The following is a 24,560-nucleotide window of genomic DNA, read 5'->3' on the forward strand; positions in this document are numbered from 1 at the left end:
GGTCGAGCGGCCGCTCCGTCCGGCCCGGCCCGGCGGGGTCGGTGGCGGGTCGGCGGACCCGGCCGGAGAAGGTTCGGATGAGACTCCATGGACTTCAAAAAAAAGGCGTCTCATGAGTCTCATGAGTCTCGCCAGGATCAGCCCTCGAGGTCCTGGCCCTCGTCGGGTTCGGGCGTGCCCAGCAGCTCCTCGGCGATCTTGGTGGTCGAGGCGCGCACGGCCTTTTCGATCGAGTCGGCGATGTCGGGATTGGCCTTGAGGAAGGCGCGCACATTCTCGCGGCCCTGGCCGATGCGCTGGCTGTCGTAGGAGAACCAGCTGCCCGACTTCTCGACGATCCCGGCCTTGACGCCCAGGTCGATGATCTCGCCCAGCTTGGAGATGCCCTCGCCGTACATGATGTCGAAGATGACCTCGCGGAACGGCGGGGCGACCTTGTTCTTGACCACCTTCACCCGGGTGGTGTTGCCGACGACCTCGTCGCGGTCCTTGATCGCGCCGGTGCGGCGGATGTCGAGGCGTACCGAGGCGTAGAATTTCAGCGCATTGCCGCCCGTCGTCGTCTCCGGCGAGCCGTACATGACGCCGATCTTGTGGCGGATCTGGTTGATGAACAGGACGATGCACTGCGACTTGTTGATCGAGGCGGTCAGCTTGCGCAGCGCCTGGCTCATCAGACGGGCCTGCAGGCCGGGCAGGCTGTCGCCCATCTCGCCCTCGATCTCTGCGCGCGGGGTCAGGGCGGCGACGGAGTCGACGACCACGATGTCCACGGCGCCCGAGCGCACCAGGGTGTCGACGATCTCGAGCGCCTGTTCGCCGGTGTCGGGCTGGGACACCAGCAGGTCGTCGAGATTGACGCCCAGCTTCTGGGCGTAGCCCGGATCGAGCGCGTGTTCGGCGTCGACGAAGGCGGCGGTGCCGCCGGCCTTCTGGATCTCGGCCACGGTGTGCAGGGCGAGCGTCGTCTTGCCCGAGCTTTCCGGCCCGAACACCTCGATCACCCGGCCGCGCGGCAGGCCGCCGATGCCCAACGCCATGTCGAGGCCCAGCGAGCCGGTCGAGACGGACGGAATCTCCGCCACCACCCCGCCCTTGCCGAGCTTCATCACCGAGCCCTTGCCGAAGGCGCGGTCGATCTGGGCGATCGCCGCCTCCAGGGCCCTTTGCTTGTCGCCGTCGTCCCGGGTCACCAATTTCAGATTCGCCTGTGCCGCCACCTTGCCGCTCTCCCTTGCCATGATTCCCAACTGGTACCCGGGGGAGAGGCCCGCCTTCGGTCCGATGACCGTGACCCACTCCCTGTGAGCGGCAATATGTGCACGGTTTGTTCCGGTTGCCAATATGTTCTTTTTGGAATGGCGGAGAGGTACGTCCAAATTTGACGTATCGGGGCGGGCCTGACGGTGCGCCCGGTCATATTCGCTTGGCTGGCCGGAACCACGACGTTCTACCGGCGGGTCTCGTTCTGACGTCCCCATCTGTCGAAGATCTCAACTCGTCCGCGGAGCATCACCGTGCCCAGGCTCGCGCCGACCGGAAACAGATAGACGCCTCGGGCGTCGGGCCTGACACGCCGCCCATCAACAGCGAGCGTCAACTGCCTGTCTGGCGGGCAGGTCTGTCGGGGAGAGCAGGCTGTCGAAACCGTGTATTCACCCCGCTCGACCCTCACCCGCGCCGAGAAACGGCCTTCACGATCCGTGGTCGCGACCACCGATGCCGAGCCACCGGGATTCTTCCCCAGTTTGACATCGACTCCGTCGATCGGTTCGCCCGGGTTGATCGCCGCCCCCGAGGTCGCCAAGGCGAGGCCGATGAGGGCGACAAGTCTGAGTTTCGATGTCATGCCGGGTTTCCCGCAAGGCCATGTCGGCCGCCGTTCGCGGTCAGACAACGCTGGTCACCGAGAGGCCTCGCTGTCAATGCGGCCTGTGATCCATGCGCGAGCTCCCTGAGCCGGCGGGCCTTCAGGTCAGACTCGACGAGCGCCGTCCCCAGGCCTGGATCAGCGTTCCGCCCGGATCTCCAGACGACGACTGTCGCTGAAACCGTGCTCCGGGTCCTGACAAATTCAAGTCGCATTGACAGCCAAGCTCAACCGTGACCAGCCTGAGAAACCGCCGATATTCAAGCGGCTGTCGGAACTGCCATCATGACATCGCGAGTGGGTCTGATCGGGCTGGCCAGTCTGGTGGGCCTGGCGTTGTCGACATCCGCCAGCGCTCAAACGACGCGAGGCGCCGGCGGCTATATCTTCACGGACATCGTGATTTCCTCCATGCGCGGGGGGCGCACAGTCGCCACCACCCGCACCGACGGGCAGGGCGGCTTCCGGTTCGAAATGCCCGCGGGCGACTACGACATCTGTCTCGACGGACCCGGCCTCAGGTCGGCGATCGGCCGCTCTGGCGGCGGTCAGGATGAGAATCACATCATCGGGGTCCTGATCGGACTGCTGCTGCCGGCGGTCCAGACCGCACAGGCTGAGCGACAACTGACTCTTGGCGGCGCCGCCCCGGGGCCGGGACGGGACGGGGGCCGCGGCCCGTCGCCGGCCGCTCGCGACCTGTGCTTCCCCTACACCGCCGGTCCGGTCGACAGCGCGCGCGCCGGGGTTCACGTGGAGCCCGGCGATATGAACGGCGACGGCCGCCCGGACCGCCGGGTCGATCCGCGGATTCCGCCGCCGGACGCCCGGGCGGCCCCGGCGCGCGCCGCCCCCCTCCCGACCGTGGCCATCACCGGCTCGATCCGCCTGGTGCGATGAGCATGACCGACCTGACCCTGAACCGCCGACGGATGCTGACAAGCGCGACCCTGGTCCTGGTCGCCGGCGCCGCCGCTCCGGTGGAGGCCCGGTCCCAGAACCGCGCGACCTTTGACGGGTTGAGAAAGACCATCGCGGTCGACCTGTTTCAGGCCACAGAGTCCGTCGGCGGTTCGGTCACCGCCGTCGGCATGACCGCCATGCTGACCCAGGCCCTGGTCGAGGACGGGCGTTTCCTGGTGGTGGAGGGGTCCGGCGAGGGGATCGCGCCAAGCGCCATCGTGCGTGCGACCGTGACCAAGTATGAAGCGGCGGCGGGCGGCGGCGGCATGAGCATCAGCGGCGGCCCGTTGGGCGGCCTGCTGGGCGGCCGGGCGAGCACCCGCAGCCAGACCGCGGTGATGGAGATCGCGCTGCGCCTGATCGACGCCGCCACGGGCCAGGTCGTCTCGACCTCCAGCGCCCAGGGCCGCGCCTCGTCGCGCACCTCGGAGGCTGGATTGGTCGACAACTGGGGCGGCGCGCGCCTGGGCGGCGAGATCTTCCGCGCCACCCCCATCGGCCAGGCGGGCCAGGACGCCATCATGAAGGCCGTGGATCAGATCGCCGGGGGAATGCGCGATGTGGAATGGTCGGCGCTGGTGGTCGATGCCGCCGAGAACGGCGTCTATCTGAACGCCGGCGCCGACCGCAACGTCCAGTCCGGCCTGACGCTGAGCGTCTGGCGACCTGGCCGCACCCTGACCGATCCCGGCACCGGCGAGGTGCTGGACGTCGAAATGGCCCGCATCGGACGGGTTCGGGTCGAGACAGTGCGCCCCCGACTGTCGACCGCCAGCGTCGTCGATGGCGAGCCGCCGATCCGCGGCGACGTGCTGAAAGCGGATTAACAGCCTCGAGAGATGACCATGACCGTCAGACCTGTCGCCATCGCCGCCATCGGCCTGTTCCTCGCGGGGTTCGGGCAAGCCACGCCGGGCACGCCGATCCAGGGCATACCCATCGGCCTAGAGGGCGAGCCCGAGTGGCTCGCCGCCCCCGTCCAGACCGACGCCCGGGGTGAGGTCATCTTCTCCGTCGGACCCGGCCGCTATTCAGTCTTCCTGACCAATCCCACGGCGCCGGCGGTCGTGACCGTCACGCCCGTCAATGACGCGCCGTCGATGACCTCCGCGCCGATCAGGCCCGGCCGGGGGAGGGTCTACGCCGTCGATCCTGCAGGCCGTCGGCTGATGACCGTGGTTGCCCGCGGCGGCGGTCGCGTCCGCGTCACCGTCACAGAGGCCGACCCGCGCACCATCGTCACCAGCCTATCAACCGGCGGCCAATCGGGTTCAGAGACCGAAGACGCGCGGGCGACCGCCAACCCATCCGGCGGACCCATCGACATCGAGTCGTGGTCATGGGGGCGGATCGATCGGGTGAATCCAGCCCAGGCATGCACGGCGCGACGGGGGGTTGTCGTCATGCATGAGGGCGTCCTGCAGTGCCGCCTGCCGGCGACGGCCCGCCGCGAGGAGGGCGGTTCGGCCCTGGGGGCAGTGTCGACCACGCGATAGACACGACCGAGCCCCGCCGACGGTTCGCCCGTCCCAATGACCGTAACAAGGAACTGAACACCATGAGGAAAGCAGCGATCATCCTGGCCGGCGCGGCCATATTCGACCTCGGCCTCGTCGTCGTATCGGTCCAGGCCCAGGAAGGCCTGCGTCCGTCTCCAGGGACCGTCGGCACGGCGCCCGGAACGACCTCGAACCGGGATCACATCGATCAGGACGCCCAGCTCACGGCCTGCGCCACCGGCAAACATATTCCGGAGGCCCCACTGAGCGCATGTCGGGCCGCCCCGCCGGAGTCATCGGGCCCTGCCGGTCAGACGAGATCCGTCGACATGTTCCTCAAGATCGACCGGGTGAACAGCGTCCAGGCCTGCACGGCCCGGCGCGGCGAGGTCGTCAGGCATGAAGGCGTCCAGCAGTGCCGCCTGCCGGCGCCGGGTGACCTCGACATCCACAAACAGGGTGTCGCGTTGAACTTTACGAAGATCGACATCGACTACACGGCTCGCGCCTGCATCGCCCGGCGGGGCGAGGTCGTCACACGGGATGGCGTTCAGCAGTGCGCCCTGCCGGCCGAACCCGGAAACAGCGGTGCGAGTCCCCGCCGGCGATAGTGGCCGATGAAACGCGTTCCAGGCGCGCCGGCGTACGCCGCGAGGACGCCGCCGCAACGGGTCGAGCCGGACGAAGACGCGGTCGTGCGCCTGTCGGCGGCTCCGTGCGACGGGGGGACGACCGCGACCGGCCGGGTGGTGCTGGAGGTAGGGGGAGAGCGGATTCCGGTCGAGATGACCGTGCCCGCCGGCTCCGTCGCGGTCGAGGACGTGCTGCCGATCCTGCATGGCCTCAGCAGCCTGTTCGCGACGCGGGCGACGGCGCGGGCCGAAGCGGATGGGCGCGAGATTTCCTGCCGCGCCGGCTGCGGCGCCTGCTGCCGCCAACTGGTGCCGGTCGCCCCCGCCGAGGCCCGCGCCCTGGCCCGGCTGGTCGAGGCCATGCCCGAACCCCGGCGCGAACGGGTGCGCCGCCGTTTCGACGCGGCCCTCGACACCCTGGAGCCGCTGGGCCTGATGGAGCGCCTCGATCAGAACCACGATGACCGCCAGGTGATCGCGCGGGACTATTTCGCCGCCGGCGTCGCCTGTCCCTTCCTGGAGGACGAGGCGTGTTCGATCCACGCCGACCGTCCGCTGTCATGCCGCGAATATCTGGTCACCTCGCCGCCGGACCTGTGCGCCGCCCTGGCTCCGGGGATCGAGAAGGTGGTCCTTGAGGCCCGGCCGTCGCTGGCGCTCCTGAACGCCGATCTCCGGGACGGCTGGCTGCCGCTGGTGCTGTCGCTGGTCCAGGACGCCCAGGCTCCGCCTTCGCCGCGTGACCGGCCGGCGGCTGAGATCCTGAAACAGGTGATCGGCGGCCTGTGAGACCGGGCTGGCAGTCGGTCATCACGGGACGACTGCCAACGGTGAAACGTCCTGTGTGGACGCGCGCGATTGCTGACCCGCACAGCGGACCCCTTCAGGTTTGCGAGGAGTCACAGGCTGCATTCGTGCTGCCTCTCCCCCCCCAGGGATTGATCTCCAAGCTTCGCCATGCGTTCAGGGCGGATGACAAAACCCTCCAAGCCCGCCGTCCTTTCCATCCGCAACGCCAAGCTGGCCGATGTCGGGGCCATCTCGGCGCTGGTGGCCAAGGTCTACAAGGACATGCCGGCCTATACGCCGGGGATGCTGCGGGGGCAGATCGCCGCCTTTCCGGATGGTCAGTTCGTGGTCGAATACGCCGACGAGATCGTCGGCTACGCCGCCGGCTTCCGCATCGACGAGAAGACGGCGATGTCGCCGCACACCTGGACCCAGATCACCGGCGGCGGCTATGCGGCGCGGCATGATCCGGTCGGGGACTGGTTCTACGGCATGGAGGTGTGCGTCGATCCCGACCGGCGGCGGCTGCGCATCGGCCAGCGGCTGTATGACGCGCGGCGCGACCTGTGCGAGGCCGAGAACCTGCGCGGCATCGTCTTCGGCGGGCGGATGCCGGGGCTGGCGCGGCGCAAGGCGGCCTATCCGGACGCGCGCGAATATCTGGACGCGGTCACGGCCAGGAAGCTCAACGATCCGGTGATCGGCTTCCACATGCGTTCGGGCTTCGAGCCGATCGGGGTGCTGGAGAACTATCTGACCTCGGACACGGCCTCGATGGGCCATGCCGCGCACATGGTGTGGCGCAATCCCTATTACACCGAGACGCACGGCCGGGGCGCGGCCTTCGCGGTCAAGGAGACGGTGCGGGTGGCGACGGTGCAGCTGCAGGCCCGCAAGGTCGCCAGCTTCGAGGAGTTCATCGCCAACATCGAATATTTCGTCGACGTGACCTCGGACTATCGCTCGGACTTCGTGGTCTTCCCCGAGCTGTTCACCCTGCAACTGCTGTCGCTGGAGAAGAAGAAGCTGACGCCGGTGGAATCGATAGAGGCCCTGACCCGCTACACGCCGCGCTTCGTCGAGGCGATGCGCAAGATGGCGGTCGAGTACAATATCAACATCATCGGCGGCTCGCACCCGACGCAGACCGACGACGGCGACATCCAGAACGTGGCCTATGTCTTCCTGAGGGACGGCTCGGTGCACGAGCAGGAGAAGATCCACCCGACGCCGAACGAGCGCCACTGGTGGAACATCAAGGGCGGCGACCGGGTGCACGCCATCCCCACCGACTGCGGCCCGATCGGGGTGCTGATCTGCTACGACTCCGAGTTTCCGGAACTGGCGCGGCGGCTGGTCGACGAGGGGGCGCGGCTGCTGTTCGTGCCGTTCTGCACCGACAACCGGCAGGGCTATCTGCGGGTGCGCTACTGCTCGCAGGCGCGGGCCATCGAGAACCAGTGCTACGTCATCCTGTCGGGCAATGTCGGCAATCTGCCCAACGTCGAGAACATGGATGTCCAGTATGCGCAATCGTGCATCCTGACGCCGTGCGACTTCCCGTTCGCGCGGGACGGGGTGGCGGCGGAGGCGTCGGAGAACGTCGAGACGGTGACGGTGGCGGACCTGGATCTGTCGGACCTGGCCTGGGCCAAGTCGCAGGGGACGGTGCGCAATCTGCGCGACCGGCGGTTCGACCTGTACAAGACGGTGTGGACCGACGGAGGCTGAGGCGGCTTGGGCCCTTGCTCGCGCGGTAGCTGGTTCATCACCAGGGGCACGAAGGGTCACGAAGGACACGAAGCGGCCGGGGTGAAGGATGGGGCCGGGTTCGCCGCAGATAATTGAATGCGGCGAACCCGCGATCTCATGACCGGCGGAAGAAAGCGCTCGCTTGACGCAATCCCCGGTCCCGTTGTGCCCTTCGTGCCTTCCTTCGTGCCCTTGGTGAAGAACCTGCCGGCCTCCGCCGTCACTAGGCGGGGCGGCGCCAGGCGACGATGCCGAGGCGGGAGATCTGCACCGGCTCGCCGTGCTGGTTGCGGGTCTCGTTGCGGGTGCGGACCATGCCGCGGTCGGGACGCGACTTCGAGGGGGTGATCTCCAGCACCTCGACGTGAACCGTCAGCGTATCCCCCGGCCGGGTGGGGCGGGGCCAGGTGGTCTCGCCGCCGACGCCGATCAGGCCGCCGGCGATGGGCAGGCCGTCGACCAGCAGCCGCATGCTCAGCGCCGCCGTGTGCCAGCCGCTGGCGGCCAGGCCGGCGAACAGGCTGTCTTGCGCGGCATCCTCGTCGAGGTGGAAGGGCTGGGGGTCGAACTGGCGGGCGAAGGCCTTGATGTCCTCGGTCGTGACCGTGACCGAGGGGGTGACGAAGGTCTGGCCGACGTGGAGGTCTTCCAGATACAGGGGCGTCGGCGCGGTCATGCCGAGGCGACCGTCGCGGGGGCCGGCCGGGGCTCGGCGAACCGGGCCGTGCCGGACAGGGCGGCGCCCAGCAACAGAACGGCCAGGGCCGTCATCAGCAGGGGCCGCGCCATGGCCCGCTCCGGGCTCAGCGGCCGGACGAACATCAGGACCAGCAAGCCGAGCAGGACCAGCACGCCGGGCAGGTCCATGCCGATGCCGAGGAAGACGGTGTGGGCCAGTCCGGCGATCCAGCCGGCGCCCAGGACGGCGGCGGCCGCGATGGGGGCCAGCGACCGCGCGCCGGTCAGGCCCGGATCGAGGAAGGCGGCGAGCGCGGCGGTCAGGGCGGCGAGCAGGCCGGTCCAGACGAACAGGAAGGCGGCCTCGGGCGCGGAGGCCTGGGCGGCTGCCGCGACGATCAGGATCAGGCCGATCGATCCTGTCCATCCGCCCCAGGTCGTGCGGGCCGCGAGGGTCGGCGTGAGGGACAGTCCGACGGCGACGACGGCGGCGCCGATGACGATGAGGTTCAATCCGCCCAGCGCCACCGCAAGCAAGGCGGAGGCGGCGACCCCCACAGCGACGACGCGGCGGTCGGGCCGGGTCCGCCCGCCCAGTAGGGCGAGCGCGAGGGCGAGGACCGTCAGCGCGACTCCGGCCTCCATCCACGGCAGGCGGGCCAGCAGGGTGTAGTAGGCCTCGGCGCTGTCGGCGCGGGCCGACAGCGGTCCGGCCAGCAGCCGCACGGCCTGGGTCAGGACCAGACCCGTCGACAGGAACCACAGGCCGTCGACCATGCCACGCCCGAGGTCGGCGAAGGTCAGGCCGGCGCGCGACCGCGCCCGCCACATCGCGGCGCCCAGAGCGAGGAAGGCCAGGCCCAGCAGCAGCCAGCCGGTCGCCGGCGCGTGGCCGACGATCAAGCGTCCGAACAGGTCGGCGTAGACGAGGTTCTGCGTCGCGGCGGGCAGGGCGGGCGCGCGCAACAGGGCGTCCGCGGTCTCCAGCGCCTGGGAGCCGATGTGCTGGACGCTGCCCTGGTCGAGCGCGTCCGGCGTCGAGGCGTCGGCGTGATACTGGGCGGGGCGGCCGATGAAGGCGAGGTTGATCCCCTGGACGCCGCGGTCCTTGGGGATGGTGAAGTCGGTGCCGTTGGGCATCAGCTCATAGACGAACACCGCCAGAGAATTGGACGAGACGCCGCCGGTCGCCTTGACGGCCGCGCGGGCGAACAGGGCGATGGTCGGGGCGTTGCCACGGCCCGTCTCGAACATCATGGCCCGGCCGCCGCCACCGCGCGCCTCGAGATTGACCACCGCGCCGATGCGGTCGCGCAGGGGATGTCCGCCCCAGAAGACGCGCGCGCCGTCGAGGTTCAGCTCCTCGCCGTCGGTCAGCAGAACGACGAGGGTGCGGTCGGCGGCGCCGCGGGCGCGGAGGGCGCGGACGGTCTCGAGAATGGCGGCGACGCCCGCCGTGTCGTCCGCGGCGCCGGCGGAGTCCGGCACGGTGTCGTAGTGCGCCATCAGGGCGACGGCGGGTAGGCGCGGGTCGCGTCCGGGCAGGACGCCGATCAGATTGGTCAGCTCGAGACCGGAGGCCGACCGTCCGTCGCGCTCGATCCGCTGCACCGCCTCGGGCGAGAGGGGGCCGGTCTGGGTCGAGGTCTGCAGGCCGAGGGCGGCCATGCGCTGCAACAGCAGGGTCTGGACCCGGATGTGGTCCGTCGAGCCGACGGGATGGGGGCGTCGCGCGATCTCGCGCACGTCCGCCATGGCCCGTCCGGCGGAGAAGGCCGTCGCGGGTGCGCTGGCCGGGACGGGGCGGGGACTCTGCAGGGTCAGCGCCGCGATCAGCAACCCCAGCGCCAATGATCCGACCAGCCAGAGCAGCCGCATGACCCATCCTCCCCGATGAACGGCCACGCTAGCGGGCTATGTCGGGTTCGTCATCCTTCGGCAGCCGGAGCGAGGACGGGTTCCGACCCGTTGCGGAGATTGAAGCAGACGCCGGGACGGGATCGCGACGCGATTTCCACGGCTACAACGGCAGGACGGGTGGTTCCGGTCTGGCCGAGCCCGCCGCCAACTCGTCCAGGCTCGGCTGGCTGTCGCGCTTGAGAGAGCCAACCATCTGGCCGTCAAGCGAGACGACGGCATGGGTGAACGCCGAGCTCAACAGCAATCGAATCTCCCCAAGAACAAGCGCCTCTACATGGTCGTTCGCCGTCACGATCTCGGCGGCAGGCGGAGTGTCGGGTCCGTCGTGCAGGTAGATGCGATAGTCCGGCATTTTAACGCCTCAGGCTGGGGAAATGATGATCGACCGTTTCTGTTGGGGCGGCGGAATAGCCGCGGTTGGCGAAATAGAAATACGCGCGAAATTCGGCAGGCGCAACATGAGGGGCTGGCCCCAAATCCGCCGTCCGGAGGCGATGGCCCCGCCAAGGCGCCGCTGTCCTCCAAAGGGGACACTCCGCCCGGCCCAGACACAAAATGCGATGCCGCCGCCGGGACATTTCTGACGACACATGCGCGACACCGGAGGCGTGACGGCCGCTATATCCGCACCCGGTACAGGCATCGCCGAATGGCGAATGTCCGCTGCGTCAGGCCGCGCGGCGCAGCGCCGCCGTCGATTTCACGAACAGGCCCTTGCGGCCGGCGACCGCGCGGAAGGCGATGCTGTCGCCGTCCGGCTGTTCGTCGGGGCCGAGGAACAGGCAGCCGTCATCGACGAGGCGGCGTTCCAGATTGTCGAACATGTCGCGCCGGCGCGCGGGATCGGCGTCGCCCAGCACGTGGCGGCAGAAGATGACGTCGAAACGGTGATCGTCCGTCGGGGCGTCGGTCAGATTGGCGCGGGCGAAATGGACCATGGCGCGCAGCTCGGCCCTGGCGATCCAGGCGTCCTCGGCCTGATCGAACCAGCGCAGCATGGTTTCGGCCTTGAGCCCGCGCTGGATTTCGAACCCGGTGTAGGCGCCGGACCGGGCCTTTTCGAGCGCGCGTTGCGACAGGTCGGTGGCGACGATCTCGACGGCGACGCCGGCTTCCTGGGCCGCGATGGCCAGGGACCAGGCTTCCTGGCCGGTCGAGCAGCCGGCGGACCAGATCCTGACCGGTTGACCGCCCCGCGCCTTGCCCAGCGCCGGCAGGAGCTCCCCGGCCAGGGTGTCGAAACTCGTGCGGTCGCGGCGGAACCAGGTTTCGGGATTCAGCAGGGCCTCGATCACCGCCCAGCCCAGGGAGGCGACGGGTTTGGCCCACAGCGAGGCCAGCATGGCGTCGACCGTCTCGAACCCCTCGCGCCGGGCCACGGGGCCCAGACGATGTTCGGCCAGCTTCATCCGGTCGCGCGTCAGCCTGAACCCCGCGCGCGAGGCCATCAGGTTCTGGAGGCGATCGAAATCGTCCGGCGTCATGGGGTCAGACGGCCCCCACTTCGGCGAATTTCGAGGTCAGGATCTCGCCGTCGAACGGCTTCATCACATAGTCGTCGGCGCCGGCGGACAGGGCCTCGGCGATCCGCTCGGCGCGGGTCTCGATGGTGCAGAACAGAACCTTGGGGGCGAGGCCGCCGGGCAGGGCGCGCAGGCGGCGCAGGAAGGTCATGCCGTCCATGACGGGCATCGACCAGTCCAGCAGAACGACCTCGGGGATCACGCCGACGCAGAAGGCCAGGGCCTCGGCGCCGTCGGCGGCTTCATCGACCTCGAAGCCGAGTCCTTCGACGATGCGCCGGGCGACCTTGCGGATGATCCGGCTGTCGTCGACGATCAGACAGGTTCTGGGGGTCAAGGTCCGTGTTCCAATACTGCGTCTCACAACGCCCGGTGTGCGACATCTCCATAGTCGCCCCGAGCCGGTTAATGAGTCCTTGGGAAACCGGCTTAAGTCTCAGTTAGGCATGCGGGCGGAGAGGACGACGCGGCCTTCCTCGCACTGGACGTCGAGCGAGCCGCCGGCGTCGTGCGCGGTCAGCCACAGCCAGTAGGGTTGTATCCACTGGCCCGGCAGGCCCTCGCCCAGGGCCTGTCCCGCCAGACCCGCGACGGCCTCGGCCTTCAGGCGGGCGCGGTTTCCCTCGGCCAGCCCCTCGACGATCAGGTCGTCCCCGTCCCGCCGGGTGACGATGACGGCGTTTCCGCCGGACGGCAGGGCCGCCATGGTCAGATACGCCAGATTCACCAGCGCCCGCGACTGGGCCTTGGAATAGCTGCCGTCCCCGACCTTCCAGTCGAGAGTCGCGCGGCCGCCTTCGGTCAGGCCGGCCACCAGATCGCCCAGCTCGGCGGCCGAGAACCGCTCGGCCGATGTCGCGGCGCCGAAGGCCACCCGGGCGAACGAAACGAGGGCGACCATCTTCTTCGCGCTGGCCTCGATCAGGCTCATGGCGTCGTCGCGCATATCCTGGGCCGAGGGATCCTTGAGCAGGTCCAGGCCGGAGCTGATCGCGCCCGCCGGACTGATGAAGTCATGGCACAGCTTGCCGGCGATCAGCGCGGCCAAGGCCTGGCCGTCGGGAAGGGCCGGGCCGTCGGGCCGGGCGGTGGAGGTGTCGGTCATAGGGCCCCGGAGCAACAGTCGGACAACAGGCCGGACGCTGACCTGATTTGCCGGTTCGCGAAACCGGTCCGATGCTCTAATCCCGCGCCATGATCAAACGACTGACCGCCGACCTCGCGTCCGGCGCCCTGGCCGAGTCCCTGGCCGACATCGCCGAGGACGCGGCGCGCGTCATCCTGCCCTGGTGGCGCAACGGCGTGGTGGCCGACGCCAAGGCCGACGACAGCCCCGTCACCGGGGCCGATCGCGAGGCCGAGGCCCTGATCCTCGCCCGGCTCGAGGCGCTGTATCCCGGCGTCCAGACCGTCGCCGAAGAGGCCGTCGAGGTCCACGGAGCCCCCGACCACGCCGCGGACTGGTTCTGGCTGATCGATCCGCTGGACGGCACGCGGGGCTTCGTCGAGGGGCGCGAGAGCTTCACCGTCAACATCGCCCTGATCCACAAGGGCGCGCCGGTCGCGGGCGTGGTGACGGCGCCGGCCACGGCCACGACCTGGCGCAGCGGCGCGCCGGGCGGGGGCGCCTTCCGCCGCCGTTTCGGCGAGGGCTGGCAGGCCATCAAGGTGCGCAACCGGCCCGCCTCGCCCATGGCGGTGATGAGCCACAGCATGACCGACGCGGAGGCCCAGCGCCTCGCTTCGCGCCACGGCTGCGTCCATTGGCAGGGCACGGATTCGTCGCTGAAATTCTGCCTGATCGCCGAGGGGCGGTTCGACGCCTATCCGCGCACCGGGCCGACCTCGGAATGGGACACGGCGGCGGGGCAGGCGGTGCTGGAAGCGGCCGGCGGCCGGGTCATGGCCGAGGACGGCCAGCCGCTGCGCTATGGCAAGCCCCGCTTTGCAAACGGCGGGTTCGTGGCCCTCGGCGGCTAGGCCGAACTAGAGACCGACCGTCTCCGGCACGGCCAGCAGGGCCCGCTCGACCAGCGCCGGCGCGCCCCATTCGCGGGCCGTCTCCATGGCCTCGGCCAGCATCAGGCCGACCGCGCGCGGCTCGACGCCCATCAGGCGGCCCCGGGCCATGGCCAGCCGCGCCATGCCGATCTGGTCGGCGGCCCAGTCGAGAGGTTGAGACTCCCGGGCGGCGAGGCGCTGGCGGACGATCGTCTCCAGCCCGAACAGGGCGGCGACGTCGCCGGCGTCCTCGGCCATGTTGGTCGCCGCCGCCAGCCGTCGCTCGCGCGCCAGGGCGCCCAGGACCAGACCCGGTTCGCGAGTCAGGGTCTCGGCCTGTGTGAGCGGCAGCAGCGGGGTGTCGCCCGGGCTCTGAACCAGCTGTACGGCGACCCAGTCCAGCGGACTGTGGTCCGGCGTGAACTGGTCCGCGGCGGCCCGGAACAGGGCCTGGCCCTGCTCGACCGCGGCGTCGTTGCGGGCCAGCCGGGCCAGGGCCATCAGGCCGGCGCCGGCGAGCGCCAGGGCGCGGGCGCGGGTCAGGGGGCGGTAGTCAGGCGAGGCGGTCTCGACCAGCACCCGCAGGTCGCGGCCGGCCTGATCCAGCAACCGGCCGTCGCGTCGCGCCACCCCGGCCTCCAGCGACAGCGCCGCGCGCTCCAGCCTCAGTTCGTCGCCCATGGTCCGGGGCAGCCCGCGGGAGCCGTGCACCGCGGCGTCCAGCAGGGCCGCGGCGTCCAGCATGACCGAGGGCTGTCCCGACAGCCGCGCCCGGCGCGCGGTCAGACGGGCGTGCAGCGCGGCCGCCGCCGATTGGGTGGCGGGGCGTTCCGCGGCCAGGGACTGAACATCCGCCAGCGCCGCCGTCAGCTTCTCCGGCCCGCCGAACAGGTCGAAGCGCAACAGGTGAATTTCGCCCGATTCGACGGCCGCGGCCGCCGTCTGGTCCGGCGTCGTCGTATGCCGTGCGGCGTCGGAAGCGGCGGAGGCCGCGCGGTCGAGGCTGCTCTTGCGACCGGTGCGGCGCGCGTGCTCGCGCCACAGGGCCGAGGCGCGCATCCAGCCGGCGAAGGGACGGGCGCTGGAGACCCGGCCGGCGTCGATGGTCTCGCGTCGGGCCTCGGCCTCGACCAGGTCCGCGCCGATCAGCTCCAGCCAGCCGAGGTCGTCGCTCTCGCGCGCATTTTCGAACAGCTTTCTCAAATCCCGGCCGAATTCGAACATGGGTTCAGACGCTCCGTCGTCCCGCTTCGGGACCAAACAGGCGTCCCGGGGCTGCAGGGTGCAAACGCAGCGCCGCGCCGGGAGTTCGACCGTGCGCTGAAAGTCTGTCCGAACGGTCGCCGTCTGTTCGATCTGCCCGATCAAGCCATGCCTCCCGGACCGGTGGCCGGGCTGACCGCTGGTCAGTCGCGCCCATACCGGCGGAACCGCGCCTGGGCCGTGTAGACCCGATGGTCGGTGGGGTCGGCCTCCAACGCGCGGCGCAGGAAATCCCGCGCCAGATCCCGCTGCCGCGTCCGCTCGGCCTCGTTCGCCGCGGCCTCCCCGCGCTCCGTGGCGAGATCCGCCATCAGGAGAAGGCCCTCGACGTTGTCCGCCTGGCGTTCGAGCGCGCGAGTCAGGGCTGTTTCGGCGGCGGCCTCGTCTCCCCAGCGCTTTTCCGCGCGGCCCAGGGCGACCAGGGCCAGGGGATCGTCAGGGAAACGGGCCGCGGCCGCCTGGAGTGTTCCCAGAAGCGCGGGGCCGTCGAGCTGTTCGGGATCCCACGAGCGGGCGTTGATCGCCGGCAGAATGACCGCATCGGCCGCGGGCGACAGGGTCGTCACCGTGATGACGGGACTGATCGGGGGGATGTCCAGCTTTGTGTAGGAAAGACGCCCGCGCACATGGGCCCGAAGCTGGGCCGTCAGCTGCTCGGGCGTCATGGCGTAGATCGCCTGCCAGGCCTCGACGGGGTCCCGGCCGCCGTTCACCGCGGCGACATAGGCGGAGAGGTTTCGTATCCGCCCCGTGTCGGACAGCAGCCAGTGGGTCAGGGCCCAGGACTGGGCGTAGTACATGTTCATGCCCGTCTGGCTGTCGATCGCGAGAGGGCTGTCGGCCCGCAGCACGGCGTCCATCGGCAGCCAGCGGTTCTGCTGCAGGGCGTACAGCCGCCCCCGGTCAGGCAGGCCGAAGGACGCCTCGCCGCCCTCGGTGACCGTCGCGGTGGCGAAATACTCGGCGAAGCCCTCGCGGAACCATCCCGGATACCGGGCGTCGCCGGCCCTCGCCATGACGTGATGGCTGTATTCGTGGAGCAGGATGTCGTCGCTTTCGCCGCGCACCAGCACGGCGAAGACGTCGATGTCGCTGGAGGAATAGTAGCCGGCGATCCCGGGCGGAAGGCCCGGAACGGCCACGCGAAGCGCCCGGCCGTCGCCCACCAGATAGACCGGCAGCCTGCGAGCCTCGGTCGCGCGCCCGGCGCCGAAGCGGGCCGTCAGGAGCGCATCGAACCGCTCGAGCCTGGCCGTGTAGTCGCGCAGCGACCGTTCCGAGCCGTCGCTGTAGACGACGAAATGCTCGCTTTGGGCGCGACGCCATTCGGCGAGGGCGGTCGTCGGCGCCAGGGCGCTCAGCGACAGGGCGAGCAGAAGGCAACGGACAACTGGACGCAAAACGGAACTCCCCCCGGAACGTCCGTCACCCAAGCCTGTTTTGGGGCATGCGGTCCAGCCTCAGCTTGACTGAACCCACAGGCGCGTGAGCCTGCGGGCCTAGCCGCGTTCCTTCGTCTTGGTGAAGGCCACGACGGGGAAGCGTTCCATGACGTAGCCGGTCTCCCAGCTCGACTTGGCCAGGAAGACCGGGTCGTCGTCGATGTCGCGGGCCATCTGGCCGCGGTATTTGCCCATGAAGTCCTCGACGTCGGCCTTGGTCCCGCCGATCCAGCGGGCCTCGGCCCAGGGCGAGGGCTCGAAGATGACTTCGAGCCCGTATTCCTCGCCCAGCCGGTCGGCCATGACCTCGAACTGCAGCTGGCCGACGGCGCCGACGATGAAGTCGGAGCCCATCTCGGGCCGGAACAGCTGGGTCACGCCCTCCTCGGCCAGGCCGTCCAGCGCCTTCTTCAGGTGTTTGGCCTTGAGCGGATCCTTGACCCGCACGCGCTGGAGGATTTCGGGGGCGAAGTTCGGCAGGCCGGCGAAGCGGATCAGGCCGCTCTCGGACAGGCTGTCGCCGACGCGCAGGACGCCGTGGTTGGGGATGCCGATGACGTCGCCGGCATAGGCGTCCTCGGCCAGCTCGCGGTCCGAGGCGAAGAACATGATGGGGGCGTTCACGCTCAGCTGCTTGCCGGTGTTCTGGACCTTCAGCTTCATGCCGCGCTGGAACCTGCCCGAGGCCATGCGGAACATGGCGATGCGGTCGCGGTGGTTGGGGTCCATGTTGGCCTGGACCTTGAAGACGAAGCCGGTGACCTCGGGCTCGCCGGGCGCGACCGTCAGGGGGACCGGTTCGGCGGCGTTGCGGGTTCCGGCCGGGGCGGCCTTGTGCGCCTTCATCACCTTGGGCGGCGGGGCCCATTCGCCGATGGCGGCCAGCAGTTCGTCGATGCCGAAATGGCGCAGGGCCGAGCCCCACAGCACCGGCGTCATATGCCCTTCGAGGAAGGACTGGCGGTCGAAGGCCGGATAGCCGCCCTCGACCAGCTCCTGCGCCTCCAGCAGGGCCTCATGCTCGCCAGCCTCGAAATATTGCGCGGCTTCGGCCAGCGGCAGGGCGTCTGGGTGGGGCACGTCCTCAGCCGAGCCGGCGGGCTTGCGGGCGTAGGGCTGGAACTTTCCGGTGCCCATCTCGACCATGCCGCGCAGGCGGTTTCCGCTCTGCGCCGGCCACCAGATCGGCGCCGGATCGAGTTGCAGGCGCGAGGCGATCTCGTCCAGCAGGGCCATCGGGTCCTGGGCCTCCCGGTCCAGCTTGTTGATGAAGGTGATGATCGGGATGTCGCGCAGGCGGCAGACCTCGAACAGCTTCAGCGTCTGCGGCTCGATGCCCTTGGCGGCGTCCAGCACCATGATGGCGCAGTCGGCCGCAGTCAGGGTGCGGTAGGTGTCTTCCGAGAAGTCCTCGTGCCCGGGCGTATCGAGCAGGTTGAACATCTTGCCGTCGTGCTCGAACGTCATGACCGAGGCCGAGACGGAGATGCCGCGTTCCTTCTCGATCTTCATCCAGTCGGACTGGGTGCGCCGGTTCTCGCCGCGCGCGCGCACGGCCCCGGCCGCGCGGATGGCCCCGCCGGCCAGCAGGATGTGCTCGGTCAGCGTGGTCTTGCCGGCGTCGGGGTGCGCGATGATGGCGAAGGTCCTGCGGCGCAGGGCCTCCTGTTCGAGAGGGAGTTTCGACATGTTCGATCCGTTGGGCGGCGGGACGTAGCGCGGACCGGGCCGAAAGTCACTCGCCGGCGAATAACCCCTCGCCGGACAGGGCTTTTGGAGTCATCGTCCGTTCCGGCGAGACGACCCGGTCACGCAATCGGGCGCCGCCTTTGGAAACGAAGGAACGGCCATGGCCCCGAACCCCTCCGTGGATCCGCCGCCGCACCACGACGGACCGCATCCCGCCCTTTCACTGATTGTCGGCTTCGGCGTGATCGTCCTGGGCGCGACCCTCGTGCACATCGTCTTCAACGTGCTGGTCTGACGGCAGGCGCGTCGTCTCAACTGCCTTGCGGCGCAGGGTCCTCATCGACCGAATCCGCCGCCGCGTCTTCCGCCCGGGCTTCGGCCTCGCTGAGGCCGCGCGCCTCGTTCAGCAACGTCTGGGCCGCCTTGGCGTCATCGCCCCCGTGCGGGTCGTTGGCCAGGACCTCGATGGTCCGGATGGCGTCCTCCCGGCGTCCGGCGGCCAGATAGGTGCGGGCCATGTCGATGCGCGCCTTGTCCAGCTGGGGGGCCAGCTGCAGCGCCAATTCGCGGGTCAGGATGTCGTTTTCGCTGGGGTAGCCGGGGCTGCCTTCGCGCGTCTCGGCCAGCAGCATGAAGGTGCGGTAGTCGGCGTCGTCCAGTTCGAACGCCCGGCCCAGCAATCTCTGCGCCTCGGCCTTCAGGGGGCGGACCTCCGCCCCGTCCTGGGCGGCGCGTTCGAGCAGCGACCTGGCCAGATACTGGTGACCCTCGACGTGGTCGGGGTGGGCGGCGATCAGCCGCCTGAGCACCGCTTCGCCGGCGTCGCGGTCGCCCAGATGCATTTCGGCGTGCCCGAGGGCCAGCATGGCGGCGGCGTCGCCGGGATGACGCGCCGACAGACGGCGAACCTCGGCAAGGGTCGAGTCGCTGTGCGACGTCGGCACGCCGGTCAGTCGTTGGGTCATGAGCAGAAAATCGCCCGACGAGGCCGGAAGCGGAGTCACCGTCACCTGGGCGCGCGGAAAGAAGTTCTGGATTTCGACGTAGGGTATCCGACCCATGTAGTCGCGCAGTTCCCTACGCAGCTCGGCGTTTGTCATGCCGGTCGCCCGGGGCATGGCCTCGATCGCGTTTCCGCCGGCGCCGACGTCCAGAAGATAGGCCCGCAGCTGATTGAAGCGCGCGTCATTGCCCATGAACCAGTGGGTCATCAGCCAGGCGAGCGGATAGTAGGTCGCGTTCCGCCGCCGGACCTCGCCGGAGCGCTTGGCCAGCAGGTCGTTCATCGAGATCCAGGTGGCGCCCCGAAGCCACGATCCGCGGGCCGCGTTGGGTTTTCCGATCAGGATCCGCGTCTCGTTGATGTCCGCGGTCATGAAATATTCCGCGAAACCTTCGATGAACCACGCCGGATAGGCGAACGGCACGTTCTGCATCATGAAATGGTGCGCGTACTCGTGCAGCAGCACGTCGTCGCCCATGCCGCCGCGGAGGGCCACGGCGAAGATGTCCTCTTCGCGCGCGGCGTAGAAGCCCGCGACCGTGTCGCCGATCGCGGGCGACACCCGACGCAGGCCGGCGGAATCGACCAGATAGATCGGCAGCTTGCGCGGCGGAACGTCGTCGATGGGCAGACCCATCTTCCAGCGCAGCAGCCGGTCGAACGTCTCCAGCTTTTCGGTATAGGCGATCAACTGGCGCGGGTTGCCGTCGCCATAGACGATGAAGCGCTCGCTCTCGGCCTTCAGCCATTCGGCCCGGGCCGGCGAGACGCCGATCAGAGTCAGTGCAAAGGCGGCCAGGACCATCGCCCCGACCCGATTCATGAAGCGCATGCCGACTCCCCGACTGGAACGGTCACACTATCCAGCCCCGCCGATGCTGTCCAAGGTTGTGCGGGGATAATTCTCGATCAGGCGGCGAGGCGCATCCACACGGCCTTGTCGGCGGCGACGGCGTCCAGCTTGCCCTTCGAGGCGCGTGTCTTGAGCTGGCGCATGATGGCGGCGGGCAGGGCGCAGAACTGCGGCTCGACCAGCGCGGGATCACAACCGGCGGCCGGCGCCGCGAACAGGGCGGCGTTGACCTCGGGCGACCGGTCGTGGATCAGCCAGGCCAGACGGCGGGCGCGCTGCGGATCGTTCTGATGCATCAGAGGATCCTCGGCGAACAGTTCGCAGCCCAGCTCCAGAACATAGTCCAGACCCAGGTTCTCGAACCGGCGCGCGTCGCCGGGCGTGACCGGGGAGGCCTCGTCCAGATCGAACACGACGTCGTTGAGAAGAAAGAGCATCGACAACACCCACCATCGCCGGGCTCGTTTCCCGGCCCGTTGAAGATGACCCTAGGCCAGGGCGCTTGCGGTTCCGTTCCCGAACGCGGTTAAGTATTTCGCACCGGCGGCGGCGGCGTTAACCTCGCGGTTTCCATGCCGACGTCCGGATCAGACCGCCACCTTCTCGGTGATGAAGTGGCGCCCCTCGCGGTCCTCGATCTCGACCACCCAGATGTCGGGATCGTAGCCGGCCTGGCGCTGGATGTAGGCGTCGAGCTCGCTTTCGAACTCGCTCTCCACCGGCTGCATCCACAGACGTTCGCCGTCGGGGCCGAAAGCCTCACTATAGAGTCTGGCGCGGCGGGTGGAGGTGTCGAACGCCTTGACGATGACCGTCCCCGCCCGCGCGTCGCCCTTGCGCGCGACCGTGGCGAAGGCCCCCGCCAGTTCGGCGCGGCGGATCAGGGCGGACACCCACAGGTCGCTGGACAGAAGCATTTTGATAACCGTGCCCGGAAACCGTACCGGAACGCATGGCGCGTAGACTGCGCCTCATGAGGATAGGCCAGACCGCCCTGAAGACCAAAGCCGCCCTGCTCGCGGCGGCCGTCCTGTGCCTGCCCGACCCGGCGCGGGCGGGACCGGCCGACACCTATTACGAACGGGCCTTCATGGTCGCCGCCGACCAGCGCTGCGGCCTCTTCGAGGCGCGCATCGACGCCGCGCTCGGGGCTGCGGCGGCCCAGGCCCGGGGCGCGGCCCTGCGGTCGGGCGCGGCCGAGGCCGACCTCAGCGCCACCGCGGCCCGCGCCCGGTCACGGGCCCACGCCGTATCCTGTCAGGACCCGCAACTGGCGACGGCGCGGAGCCGCGTCGACGACGCCTTCTCGGGCTGGCTTCGGACGCCGCGCATGAGCTTCCCCGGTGAGCGTGGCGACTGGACCGCCAACCGAATGCGTTCCGCCGGCCCCGGCTGGCGACTGAAACAGACCTCGGTGGTCGGCGCCTCTCCCGTCGCCTTCGGCTATGCCGGGCAGGGGGACGCCCAGGATATGGTCGCCGTGGTCAGCTTCGTCGGTCGCTCACGCCCCAACGCCGCGCGGATCGTGCTGCGCGACCCGACGAGGGTTCCGCGCGCCTGGCTGGCCGGAGAGGGGCTTGTCCCTGCGTCCTCACGCGCCAGCCTGTGGGCGGCGGGCGTCGCGCCGGCCGAGCGCGAACTGCTGGCTGAAGGCCGCCGCGCCGGCGAGGTCTGGCGCTTCCCCGCCTCGACCGCCGCCGCACTGGAACGGCTGGATCCCCGCGAGACGTTCGCCATTGAATTCCACTTCCGGGACGGCAGCGTCGCGACGGCGAAATTCGAGGCCGGCGATTTCGCCGCCGGCCGGGCCTTTCTGGCGATGGGTCTGATCTAGGGTCACACCCCGTTTTTCATCGGCATCGGGATGATCTCGGCCCCGCCTTCCGGAGCGGGTGCGCGGGCGACAAGCGCCACAGGCAAACGGACCGTCACCGCCGTGCCTTCGCCCAGGGTGCTGTCGATGCTCATCCGACCGCCGTGCAGTTCGGCGAAGGCGCGGACCAGCGCCAGACCCAGGCCGGTGCCCTGACGGCGCTGCTCGATCTCGCCGGCCTGTTCGAACGGGCGGCCCAGACGGCGCACGTCCTCGGGCGCGATGCCCACGCCCGTGTCGGCCACCACGACCTCGAGATAGGGGCCGATGGCCTCGACCGTGACCGTGATCGTCCCGCCTGGAGGGGTGAATTTCACCGCATTGGACAGCAGGTTCAGCGTGATCTGTTTCAGCGCCCGCCGGTCGGCCGAGACCTCGACAGGATCGCCGGGCAGGACGCTGGACAGGCTGACGCCCTTGTCGTCGGCATTGACCCGGACCAGGGCCATGGCCGCGGACACCGTCTCGCGGGCGTCGAACCGCTCCAGCGTCAGGGTGTAGCGTTCGGCCTCGATCTTGGCGACGTCCAGCAGGTCGTTGATCAGGTCCAGCAGGTGACCGCCGGCCTGGTGGATATTGTCGGCGTACTCCCCGTAGCGGTCGGGCAGGGGACCGAAGATGCGCTGGCGCATGATGTCCGAGAAGCCCAGCACGGCGTTCAGCGGCGTGCGCAGTTCGTGGCTCATATTGGCCAGGAAGCGGGTCTTGCCGGCCTCGCGCGCCTCGGCCTCGTTACGGGCGGTCTCCAGACCCAGTTCACGGGCGTACTGGGCGGTGGCGTCGAACACCTGGGCCACGAGCCGCGCGCCCGCGGCGTCGTCGAGCCGGCGGACGATCATCTGCGCGCGGCGATCAAGGGCCAGACGAGGCGCGAACACGACCACGCCCTCCTGCCCGCCCATGGCCCGTTCCATGGCCCCGAGCAGGCGGGGGCGATCGGGCGCGTGCACCGCCGCGACCAGGCCGCTCTCGAACAGCGGATCCACCGGCAGATAGACGGGCGGCGCGCCATAGGCGGCGACGACCCGGCCCGACGGCTCGAGGATCAGCATCAGGCCGGGCTGGGCCGCCAGCAGGGTTTCGATCCGGGCGGCGTCGGCCTCGGCCGTCTCCAGCCGTCGCTCGCGCTGCCGCCAGGACAGGCGCACGGCCAGCGCCGCGGCGCCCGCCGTCAGCAGGGCCGAAATGGCCGCCAGCGCGGGCAGATGAGGGCCCGGTCCGCCCCACCAGGCCGACAGCAATCCGGCCACGGCGGCGAGGCCGACGGCCAGCGCGCCGGCCTGGACCGGCCGGGGACCTCCCAGGGCGATGCCCGCCGCCAGCGGCAGGAAGACAAAGCCGGTCAGGGGGCCGGTCAGGCCGCCGGACAGGGCGGCCGACAGGAAGGCCGCCAGCCCCCATACGCCCAGCAGCATCATCCGTTCGCCCGCGCCGTCGCGCCGCAGCAGGCCCAGGCCCGTCAGGCCGGGTATCACCATGGCGAGCACGCCGTAGAAGACCGGGCCGTCGACCCCGCCGATCCATCGTCCGCCCAGCGCGAGCAGGGCGGCGGCCACGGCCCAGCCGGCATGCCACGCGGCCAGCGCGGGGCGATCGCCCGGGTCAGGGGGCGCGGCAGGTCCGGGATCGGGGCGGGCGGACTGGATCAAGGGCGCGACGCGAGAAGCCGGGGACGCCGGCGGCCGTCCAGCCTAGCCTTGCGGATGAGTCGTCCAAAGCACGCACGCGTTCCAGGCGACTGGCCGCAGCCCGGGTCGGCGCTTTTCCGGGGACAGGTCGAGAGGTTGTCGTTAACGCCGGCCCGGCCTATCTGGCCCGCATGACCGCTGATCCCTCCATTGACGACGCCCTGGCCGAGCTGGTGGACGAGTTCGACCTGCTGGGCGACTGGGAGGGCCGGATCGAATACGTCATCGAACTGGGCAAGGGGTTGGCGGCCCTGCCGGACGCGGACCGGATCGAGGCCAACAAGGTGCCGGGCTGCGCCGCCCAGGTCTGGCTGGCCGTCCGTCCCCGGGGGGACCGTCTGAGCTTCCTCGCCGACAGCGACAGCGCGCTGTCGAAGGGCAATATCGCCCTGCTGCTCAAGCTCTATTCGGATCGCCGGCCCGAGGAAATCCTGGCCTTCGACGCCCGCGCGGCCCTCGACCGTCTCGGCCTGCCGTCCGCCCTGACGCGCCAGCGCGCCAACGGCCTGAATGCGATGGTCGGGCGAATTCGCGACGCCGCGAAGGCCGCCGCCTAGAAGTAGTAGCCCGTCACCGTCATCGTCGGCCGTCGTTCCGCCGGCTCGGCGACTTCGACGGCGAGGCGATGCTCCGCGGGACGACGCGTCCGGCGTTCCCAGCGCCGGGGATGGTCCGGCGAAGTGGTCCAGCGCTCGGGGTCGCCGAAGGCGCGGCGGCCCAGGTCAGCCAGTTCCCGCGCGCTGGCGTGCCGCGACGAGATGGTGCAACTCGCCGCATAGACCTGGGCGTCGCCGTGTTCGAGCGTGCCCTCCTCGATCCGGAGCCGCCAGTTGCCGTCGTCCGAAACCAGATCGATCTCCGCCGCCCATTCATCCAGGGGTTGGACGTCGTCGATGGGCCGCCGGAAGTTCAGGTCCCGAGCCGCCTTGATCGCCTTCTCGAAACTCCGGGCCCGGGCGGCGTAGGGCAGGCAAACGTCTGTCAGCATGCGAGCCACCAACAGGTCCTGTGCGACGGCCGGGGCGTTGATCAGGCACAGACTCGCCGCCGCGACACAAACAACAAACTTCAAGGTGATCCCCGTTCGCCGACTGTTGAACGCAGTCCGCTGAGCTATTTGAG

General features: G+C 69.8%; 26 protein-coding genes. 10 read left to right on the forward strand and 16 right to left on the reverse strand.

From position 1 onward, the window contains the following. Positions 1-137 precede the first annotated feature (137 nt). Together recA and ASD59_RS14150 are read right to left on the reverse strand one after the other, a co-directional pair. Positions 138-1,220, reverse strand: coding sequence for a recombinase RecA (gene recA / locus ASD59_RS02655; protein WP_055827892.1), 1,083 nt, complete (start codon positions 1,218-1,220; stop codon positions 138-140). 230 nt (positions 1,221-1,450) lie between these two features. Next, the gene (locus ASD59_RS14150) at positions 1,451-1,849 is read right to left on the reverse strand and encodes a hypothetical protein (protein WP_056617463.1); all 399 of its coding nucleotides are present in this window, start codon (positions 1,847-1,849) and stop codon (positions 1,451-1,453) included. Positions 1,850-2,155: 306 nt separating this feature from the next. Between ASD59_RS14150 and ASD59_RS02660 the strand changes: the two genes are divergently transcribed. The 6 genes from ASD59_RS02660 (at position 2,156) to ASD59_RS02685 (ending at position 7,484) form a co-directional block, all read left to right on the forward strand. Beyond that, positions 2,156-2,770 carry a hypothetical protein gene (locus ASD59_RS02660; protein WP_156376902.1) on the forward strand — a complete coding sequence of 205 codons (615 nt, stop codon included), beginning with the start codon at positions 2,156-2,158 and terminating at the stop codon, positions 2,768-2,770. Between the two features lie 2 nt (positions 2,771-2,772). Continuing rightward, positions 2,773-3,660, forward strand: coding sequence for a CsgG/HfaB family protein (locus ASD59_RS02665; RefSeq protein WP_055827898.1), 888 nt, complete (start codon positions 2,773-2,775; stop codon positions 3,658-3,660). A gap of 18 nt (positions 3,661-3,678) precedes the next feature. Next, the gene (locus ASD59_RS02670; protein WP_156376903.1) at positions 3,679-4,329 is read left to right on the forward strand and encodes a hypothetical protein; all 651 of its coding nucleotides are present in this window, start codon (positions 3,679-3,681) and stop codon (positions 4,327-4,329) included. A gap of 62 nt (positions 4,330-4,391) precedes the next feature. After that, a complete protein-coding gene (locus tag ASD59_RS02675; RefSeq protein WP_055827904.1) occupies positions 4,392-4,943 on the forward strand; it encodes a hypothetical protein in 552 nt (183 codons plus the stop codon). A 6-nt stretch (positions 4,944-4,949) separates the two neighbouring features. After that, positions 4,950-5,753, forward strand: a complete 804-nt coding sequence (locus ASD59_RS02680) for a YkgJ family cysteine cluster protein (RefSeq protein WP_055827906.1) — start codon at positions 4,950-4,952, stop codon at positions 5,751-5,753. Between the two features lie 183 nt (positions 5,754-5,936). Next, positions 5,937-7,484: a bifunctional GNAT family N-acetyltransferase/carbon-nitrogen hydrolase family protein gene (locus ASD59_RS02685; protein WP_055827909.1), complete on the forward strand. Its 1,548-nt coding sequence runs from the start codon at positions 5,937-5,939 to the stop codon at positions 7,482-7,484. 244 nt (positions 7,485-7,728) lie between these two features. On the opposite strand, the gene ASD59_RS02690 is transcribed toward ASD59_RS02685, so the two are convergent. The 6 genes from ASD59_RS02690 to chpT form a co-directional block, all read right to left on the reverse strand. Beyond that, positions 7,729-8,181, reverse strand: a complete 453-nt coding sequence (locus tag ASD59_RS02690) for a MaoC family dehydratase (RefSeq protein ID WP_055827913.1) — start codon at positions 8,179-8,181, stop codon at positions 7,729-7,731. Then, positions 8,178-10,061 (reverse strand): M20/M25/M40 family metallo-hydrolase, encoded by a 1,884-nt coding sequence (locus ASD59_RS02695; RefSeq protein ID WP_055827916.1) that lies wholly within the window; start codon positions 10,059-10,061, stop codon positions 8,178-8,180. The genes ASD59_RS02690 and ASD59_RS02695 overlap by 4 nt, the downstream gene beginning before the upstream one ends. Before the next feature lie 142 nt (positions 10,062-10,203). Beyond that, the gene (locus tag ASD59_RS02700; RefSeq protein WP_055827919.1) at positions 10,204-10,455 is read right to left on the reverse strand and encodes a hypothetical protein; all 252 of its coding nucleotides are present in this window, start codon (positions 10,453-10,455) and stop codon (positions 10,204-10,206) included. 316 nt (positions 10,456-10,771) lie between these two features. Then, positions 10,772-11,587 carry a CheR family methyltransferase gene (locus tag ASD59_RS02705; protein WP_055827924.1) on the reverse strand — a complete coding sequence of 272 codons (816 nt, stop codon included), beginning with the start codon at positions 11,585-11,587 and terminating at the stop codon, positions 10,772-10,774. A gap of 4 nt (positions 11,588-11,591) precedes the next feature. Next, a complete protein-coding gene (locus ASD59_RS02710; protein WP_055827926.1) occupies positions 11,592-11,963 on the reverse strand; it encodes a response regulator in 372 nt (123 codons plus the stop codon). A gap of 99 nt (positions 11,964-12,062) precedes the next feature. Further along, positions 12,063-12,731 carry a histidine phosphotransferase ChpT gene (gene chpT / locus ASD59_RS02715; protein ID WP_055827928.1) on the reverse strand — a complete coding sequence of 223 codons (669 nt, stop codon included), beginning with the start codon at positions 12,729-12,731 and terminating at the stop codon, positions 12,063-12,065. Between the two features lie 89 nt (positions 12,732-12,820). Here chpT and cysQ point away from each other — a divergent pair, with 89 nt between their 5' ends. Next, on the forward strand, positions 12,821-13,606 hold the full coding sequence (cysQ, locus tag ASD59_RS02720; RefSeq protein WP_055827931.1) for a 3'(2'),5'-bisphosphate nucleotidase CysQ: 786 nt from the start codon (positions 12,821-12,823) through the stop codon (positions 13,604-13,606). 6 nt (positions 13,607-13,612) lie between these two features. Here the strand turns inward: cysQ and ASD59_RS02725 are convergent, their stop codons facing one another. From ASD59_RS02725 to ASD59_RS02735, 3 genes are all read right to left on the reverse strand, one after another. Continuing rightward, positions 13,613-14,851 (reverse strand): hypothetical protein, encoded by a 1,239-nt coding sequence (locus ASD59_RS02725; protein WP_055827934.1) that lies wholly within the window; start codon positions 14,849-14,851, stop codon positions 13,613-13,615. A gap of 182 nt (positions 14,852-15,033) precedes the next feature. After that, positions 15,034-16,290, reverse strand: coding sequence for a DUF1570 domain-containing protein (locus ASD59_RS02730; RefSeq protein ID WP_055827936.1), 1,257 nt, complete (start codon positions 16,288-16,290; stop codon positions 15,034-15,036). 99 nt (positions 16,291-16,389) lie between these two features. After that, on the reverse strand, positions 16,390-18,021 hold the full coding sequence (locus ASD59_RS02735; protein ID WP_055827939.1) for a peptide chain release factor 3: 1,632 nt from the start codon (positions 18,019-18,021) through the stop codon (positions 16,390-16,392). A 160-nt stretch (positions 18,022-18,181) separates the two neighbouring features. On the opposite strand from ASD59_RS02735, the gene ASD59_RS14665 reads away from it, so the two are divergent. After that, entirely contained in the window at positions 18,182-18,316 is a 135-nt protein-coding gene (locus tag ASD59_RS14665) for a hypothetical protein (protein WP_255356160.1), read from the forward strand. A gap of 16 nt (positions 18,317-18,332) precedes the next feature. Here the strand turns inward: ASD59_RS14665 and ASD59_RS02740 are convergent, their stop codons facing one another. The 3 genes from ASD59_RS02740 to ASD59_RS02750 form a co-directional block, all read right to left on the reverse strand. Further along, positions 18,333-19,856: a tetratricopeptide repeat protein gene (locus ASD59_RS02740; RefSeq protein ID WP_055827942.1), complete on the reverse strand. Its 1,524-nt coding sequence runs from the start codon at positions 19,854-19,856 to the stop codon at positions 18,333-18,335. Between the two features lie 77 nt (positions 19,857-19,933). Next, entirely contained in the window at positions 19,934-20,314 is a 381-nt protein-coding gene (locus tag ASD59_RS02745; RefSeq protein ID WP_055827945.1) for a hypothetical protein, read from the reverse strand. A 150-nt stretch (positions 20,315-20,464) separates the two neighbouring features. Then, entirely contained in the window at positions 20,465-20,794 is a 330-nt protein-coding gene (locus ASD59_RS02750) for a DUF1491 family protein (protein WP_055827948.1), read from the reverse strand. 56 nt (positions 20,795-20,850) lie between these two features. Between ASD59_RS02750 and ASD59_RS02755 the strand changes: the two genes are divergently transcribed. Then, complete coding sequence (locus tag ASD59_RS02755; protein WP_156376904.1) at positions 20,851-21,711, forward strand: hypothetical protein; 861 nt, start codon at positions 20,851-20,853, stop codon at positions 21,709-21,711. Positions 21,712-21,713: 2 nt separating this feature from the next. Here ASD59_RS02755 and ASD59_RS02760 read toward each other — a convergent pair whose 3' ends face one another. After that, the gene (locus ASD59_RS02760) at positions 21,714-23,399 is read right to left on the reverse strand and encodes a sensor histidine kinase (protein ID WP_055827950.1); all 1,686 of its coding nucleotides are present in this window, start codon (positions 23,397-23,399) and stop codon (positions 21,714-21,716) included. A gap of 170 nt (positions 23,400-23,569) precedes the next feature. Between ASD59_RS02760 and ASD59_RS02765 the strand changes: the two genes are divergently transcribed. Then, positions 23,570-23,995 (forward strand): SufE family protein, encoded by a 426-nt coding sequence (locus tag ASD59_RS02765; RefSeq protein WP_055827953.1) that lies wholly within the window; start codon positions 23,570-23,572, stop codon positions 23,993-23,995. On the opposite strand, the gene ASD59_RS02770 is transcribed toward ASD59_RS02765, so the two are convergent. After that, positions 23,992-24,426, reverse strand: coding sequence for a hypothetical protein (locus ASD59_RS02770; protein ID WP_055827956.1), 435 nt, complete (start codon positions 24,424-24,426; stop codon positions 23,992-23,994). The two genes, ASD59_RS02765 and ASD59_RS02770, sit on opposite strands and share 4 nt — an antisense overlap. Between the last annotated feature and the right edge of the window lie 134 nt (positions 24,427-24,560).

Origin of the sequence: Brevundimonas sp. Root608, assembly GCF_001427825.1 — a bacterium.
Lineage (GTDB): Bacteria > Pseudomonadota > Alphaproteobacteria > Caulobacterales > Caulobacteraceae > Brevundimonas.

What these genes read in the sequence shown, in the direction of transcription:
- ASD59_RS14150 (WP_056617463.1), bottom strand. Translation starts at nt 1,849, where the DNA reads ATGACATCGAAACTCAGACTTGTCGCCCTCATCGGCCTCGCCTTGGCG.
- ASD59_RS02660 (WP_156376902.1), top strand. Translation starts at nt 2,156, where the DNA reads ATGACATCGCGAGTGGGTCTGATCGGGCTGGCCAGTCTGGTGGGCCTG.
- ASD59_RS02665 (WP_055827898.1), top strand. Translation starts at nt 2,773, where the DNA reads ATGACCGACCTGACCCTGAACCGCCGACGGATGCTGACAAGCGCGACC.
- ASD59_RS02670 (WP_156376903.1), top strand. Translation starts at nt 3,679, where the DNA reads ATGACCGTCAGACCTGTCGCCATCGCCGCCATCGGCCTGTTCCTCGCG.
- ASD59_RS02675 (WP_055827904.1), top strand. Translation starts at nt 4,392, where the DNA reads ATGAGGAAAGCAGCGATCATCCTGGCCGGCGCGGCCATATTCGACCTC.
- ASD59_RS02680 (WP_055827906.1), top strand. Translation starts at nt 4,950, where the DNA reads ATGAAACGCGTTCCAGGCGCGCCGGCGTACGCCGCGAGGACGCCGCCG.
- ASD59_RS02685 (WP_055827909.1), top strand. Translation starts at nt 5,937, where the DNA reads ATGACAAAACCCTCCAAGCCCGCCGTCCTTTCCATCCGCAACGCCAAG.
- ASD59_RS02690 (WP_055827913.1), bottom strand. Translation starts at nt 8,181, where the DNA reads ATGACCGCGCCGACGCCCCTGTATCTGGAAGACCTCCACGTCGGCCAG.
- ASD59_RS02695 (WP_055827916.1), bottom strand. Translation starts at nt 10,061, where the DNA reads ATGCGGCTGCTCTGGCTGGTCGGATCATTGGCGCTGGGGTTGCTGATC.
- ASD59_RS02700 (WP_055827919.1), bottom strand. Translation starts at nt 10,455, where the DNA reads ATGCCGGACTATCGCATCTACCTGCACGACGGACCCGACACTCCGCCT.
- ASD59_RS02705 (WP_055827924.1), bottom strand. Translation starts at nt 11,587, where the DNA reads ATGACGCCGGACGATTTCGATCGCCTCCAGAACCTGATGGCCTCGCGC.
- chpT (WP_055827928.1), bottom strand. Translation starts at nt 12,731, where the DNA reads ATGACCGACACCTCCACCGCCCGGCCCGACGGCCCGGCCCTTCCCGAC.
- cysQ (WP_055827931.1), top strand. Translation starts at nt 12,821, where the DNA reads ATGATCAAACGACTGACCGCCGACCTCGCGTCCGGCGCCCTGGCCGAG.
- ASD59_RS02725 (WP_055827934.1), bottom strand. Translation starts at nt 14,851, where the DNA reads ATGTTCGAATTCGGCCGGGATTTGAGAAAGCTGTTCGAAAATGCGCGC.
- ASD59_RS02735 (WP_055827939.1), bottom strand. Translation starts at nt 18,021, where the DNA reads ATGTCGAAACTCCCTCTCGAACAGGAGGCCCTGCGCCGCAGGACCTTC.
- ASD59_RS14665 (WP_255356160.1), top strand. Translation starts at nt 18,182, where the DNA reads ATGGCCCCGAACCCCTCCGTGGATCCGCCGCCGCACCACGACGGACCG.
- ASD59_RS02740 (WP_055827942.1), bottom strand. Translation starts at nt 19,856, where the DNA reads ATGCGCTTCATGAATCGGGTCGGGGCGATGGTCCTGGCCGCCTTTGCA.
- ASD59_RS02745 (WP_055827945.1), bottom strand. Translation starts at nt 20,314, where the DNA reads ATGCTCTTTCTTCTCAACGACGTCGTGTTCGATCTGGACGAGGCCTCC.
- ASD59_RS02750 (WP_055827948.1), bottom strand. Translation starts at nt 20,794, where the DNA reads ATGCTTCTGTCCAGCGACCTGTGGGTGTCCGCCCTGATCCGCCGCGCC.
- ASD59_RS02755 (WP_156376904.1), top strand. Translation starts at nt 20,851, where the DNA reads ATGAGGATAGGCCAGACCGCCCTGAAGACCAAAGCCGCCCTGCTCGCG.
- ASD59_RS02765 (WP_055827953.1), top strand. Translation starts at nt 23,570, where the DNA reads ATGACCGCTGATCCCTCCATTGACGACGCCCTGGCCGAGCTGGTGGAC.
- ASD59_RS02770 (WP_055827956.1), bottom strand. Translation starts at nt 24,426, where the DNA reads ATGCTGACAGACGTTTGCCTGCCCTACGCCGCCCGGGCCCGGAGTTTC.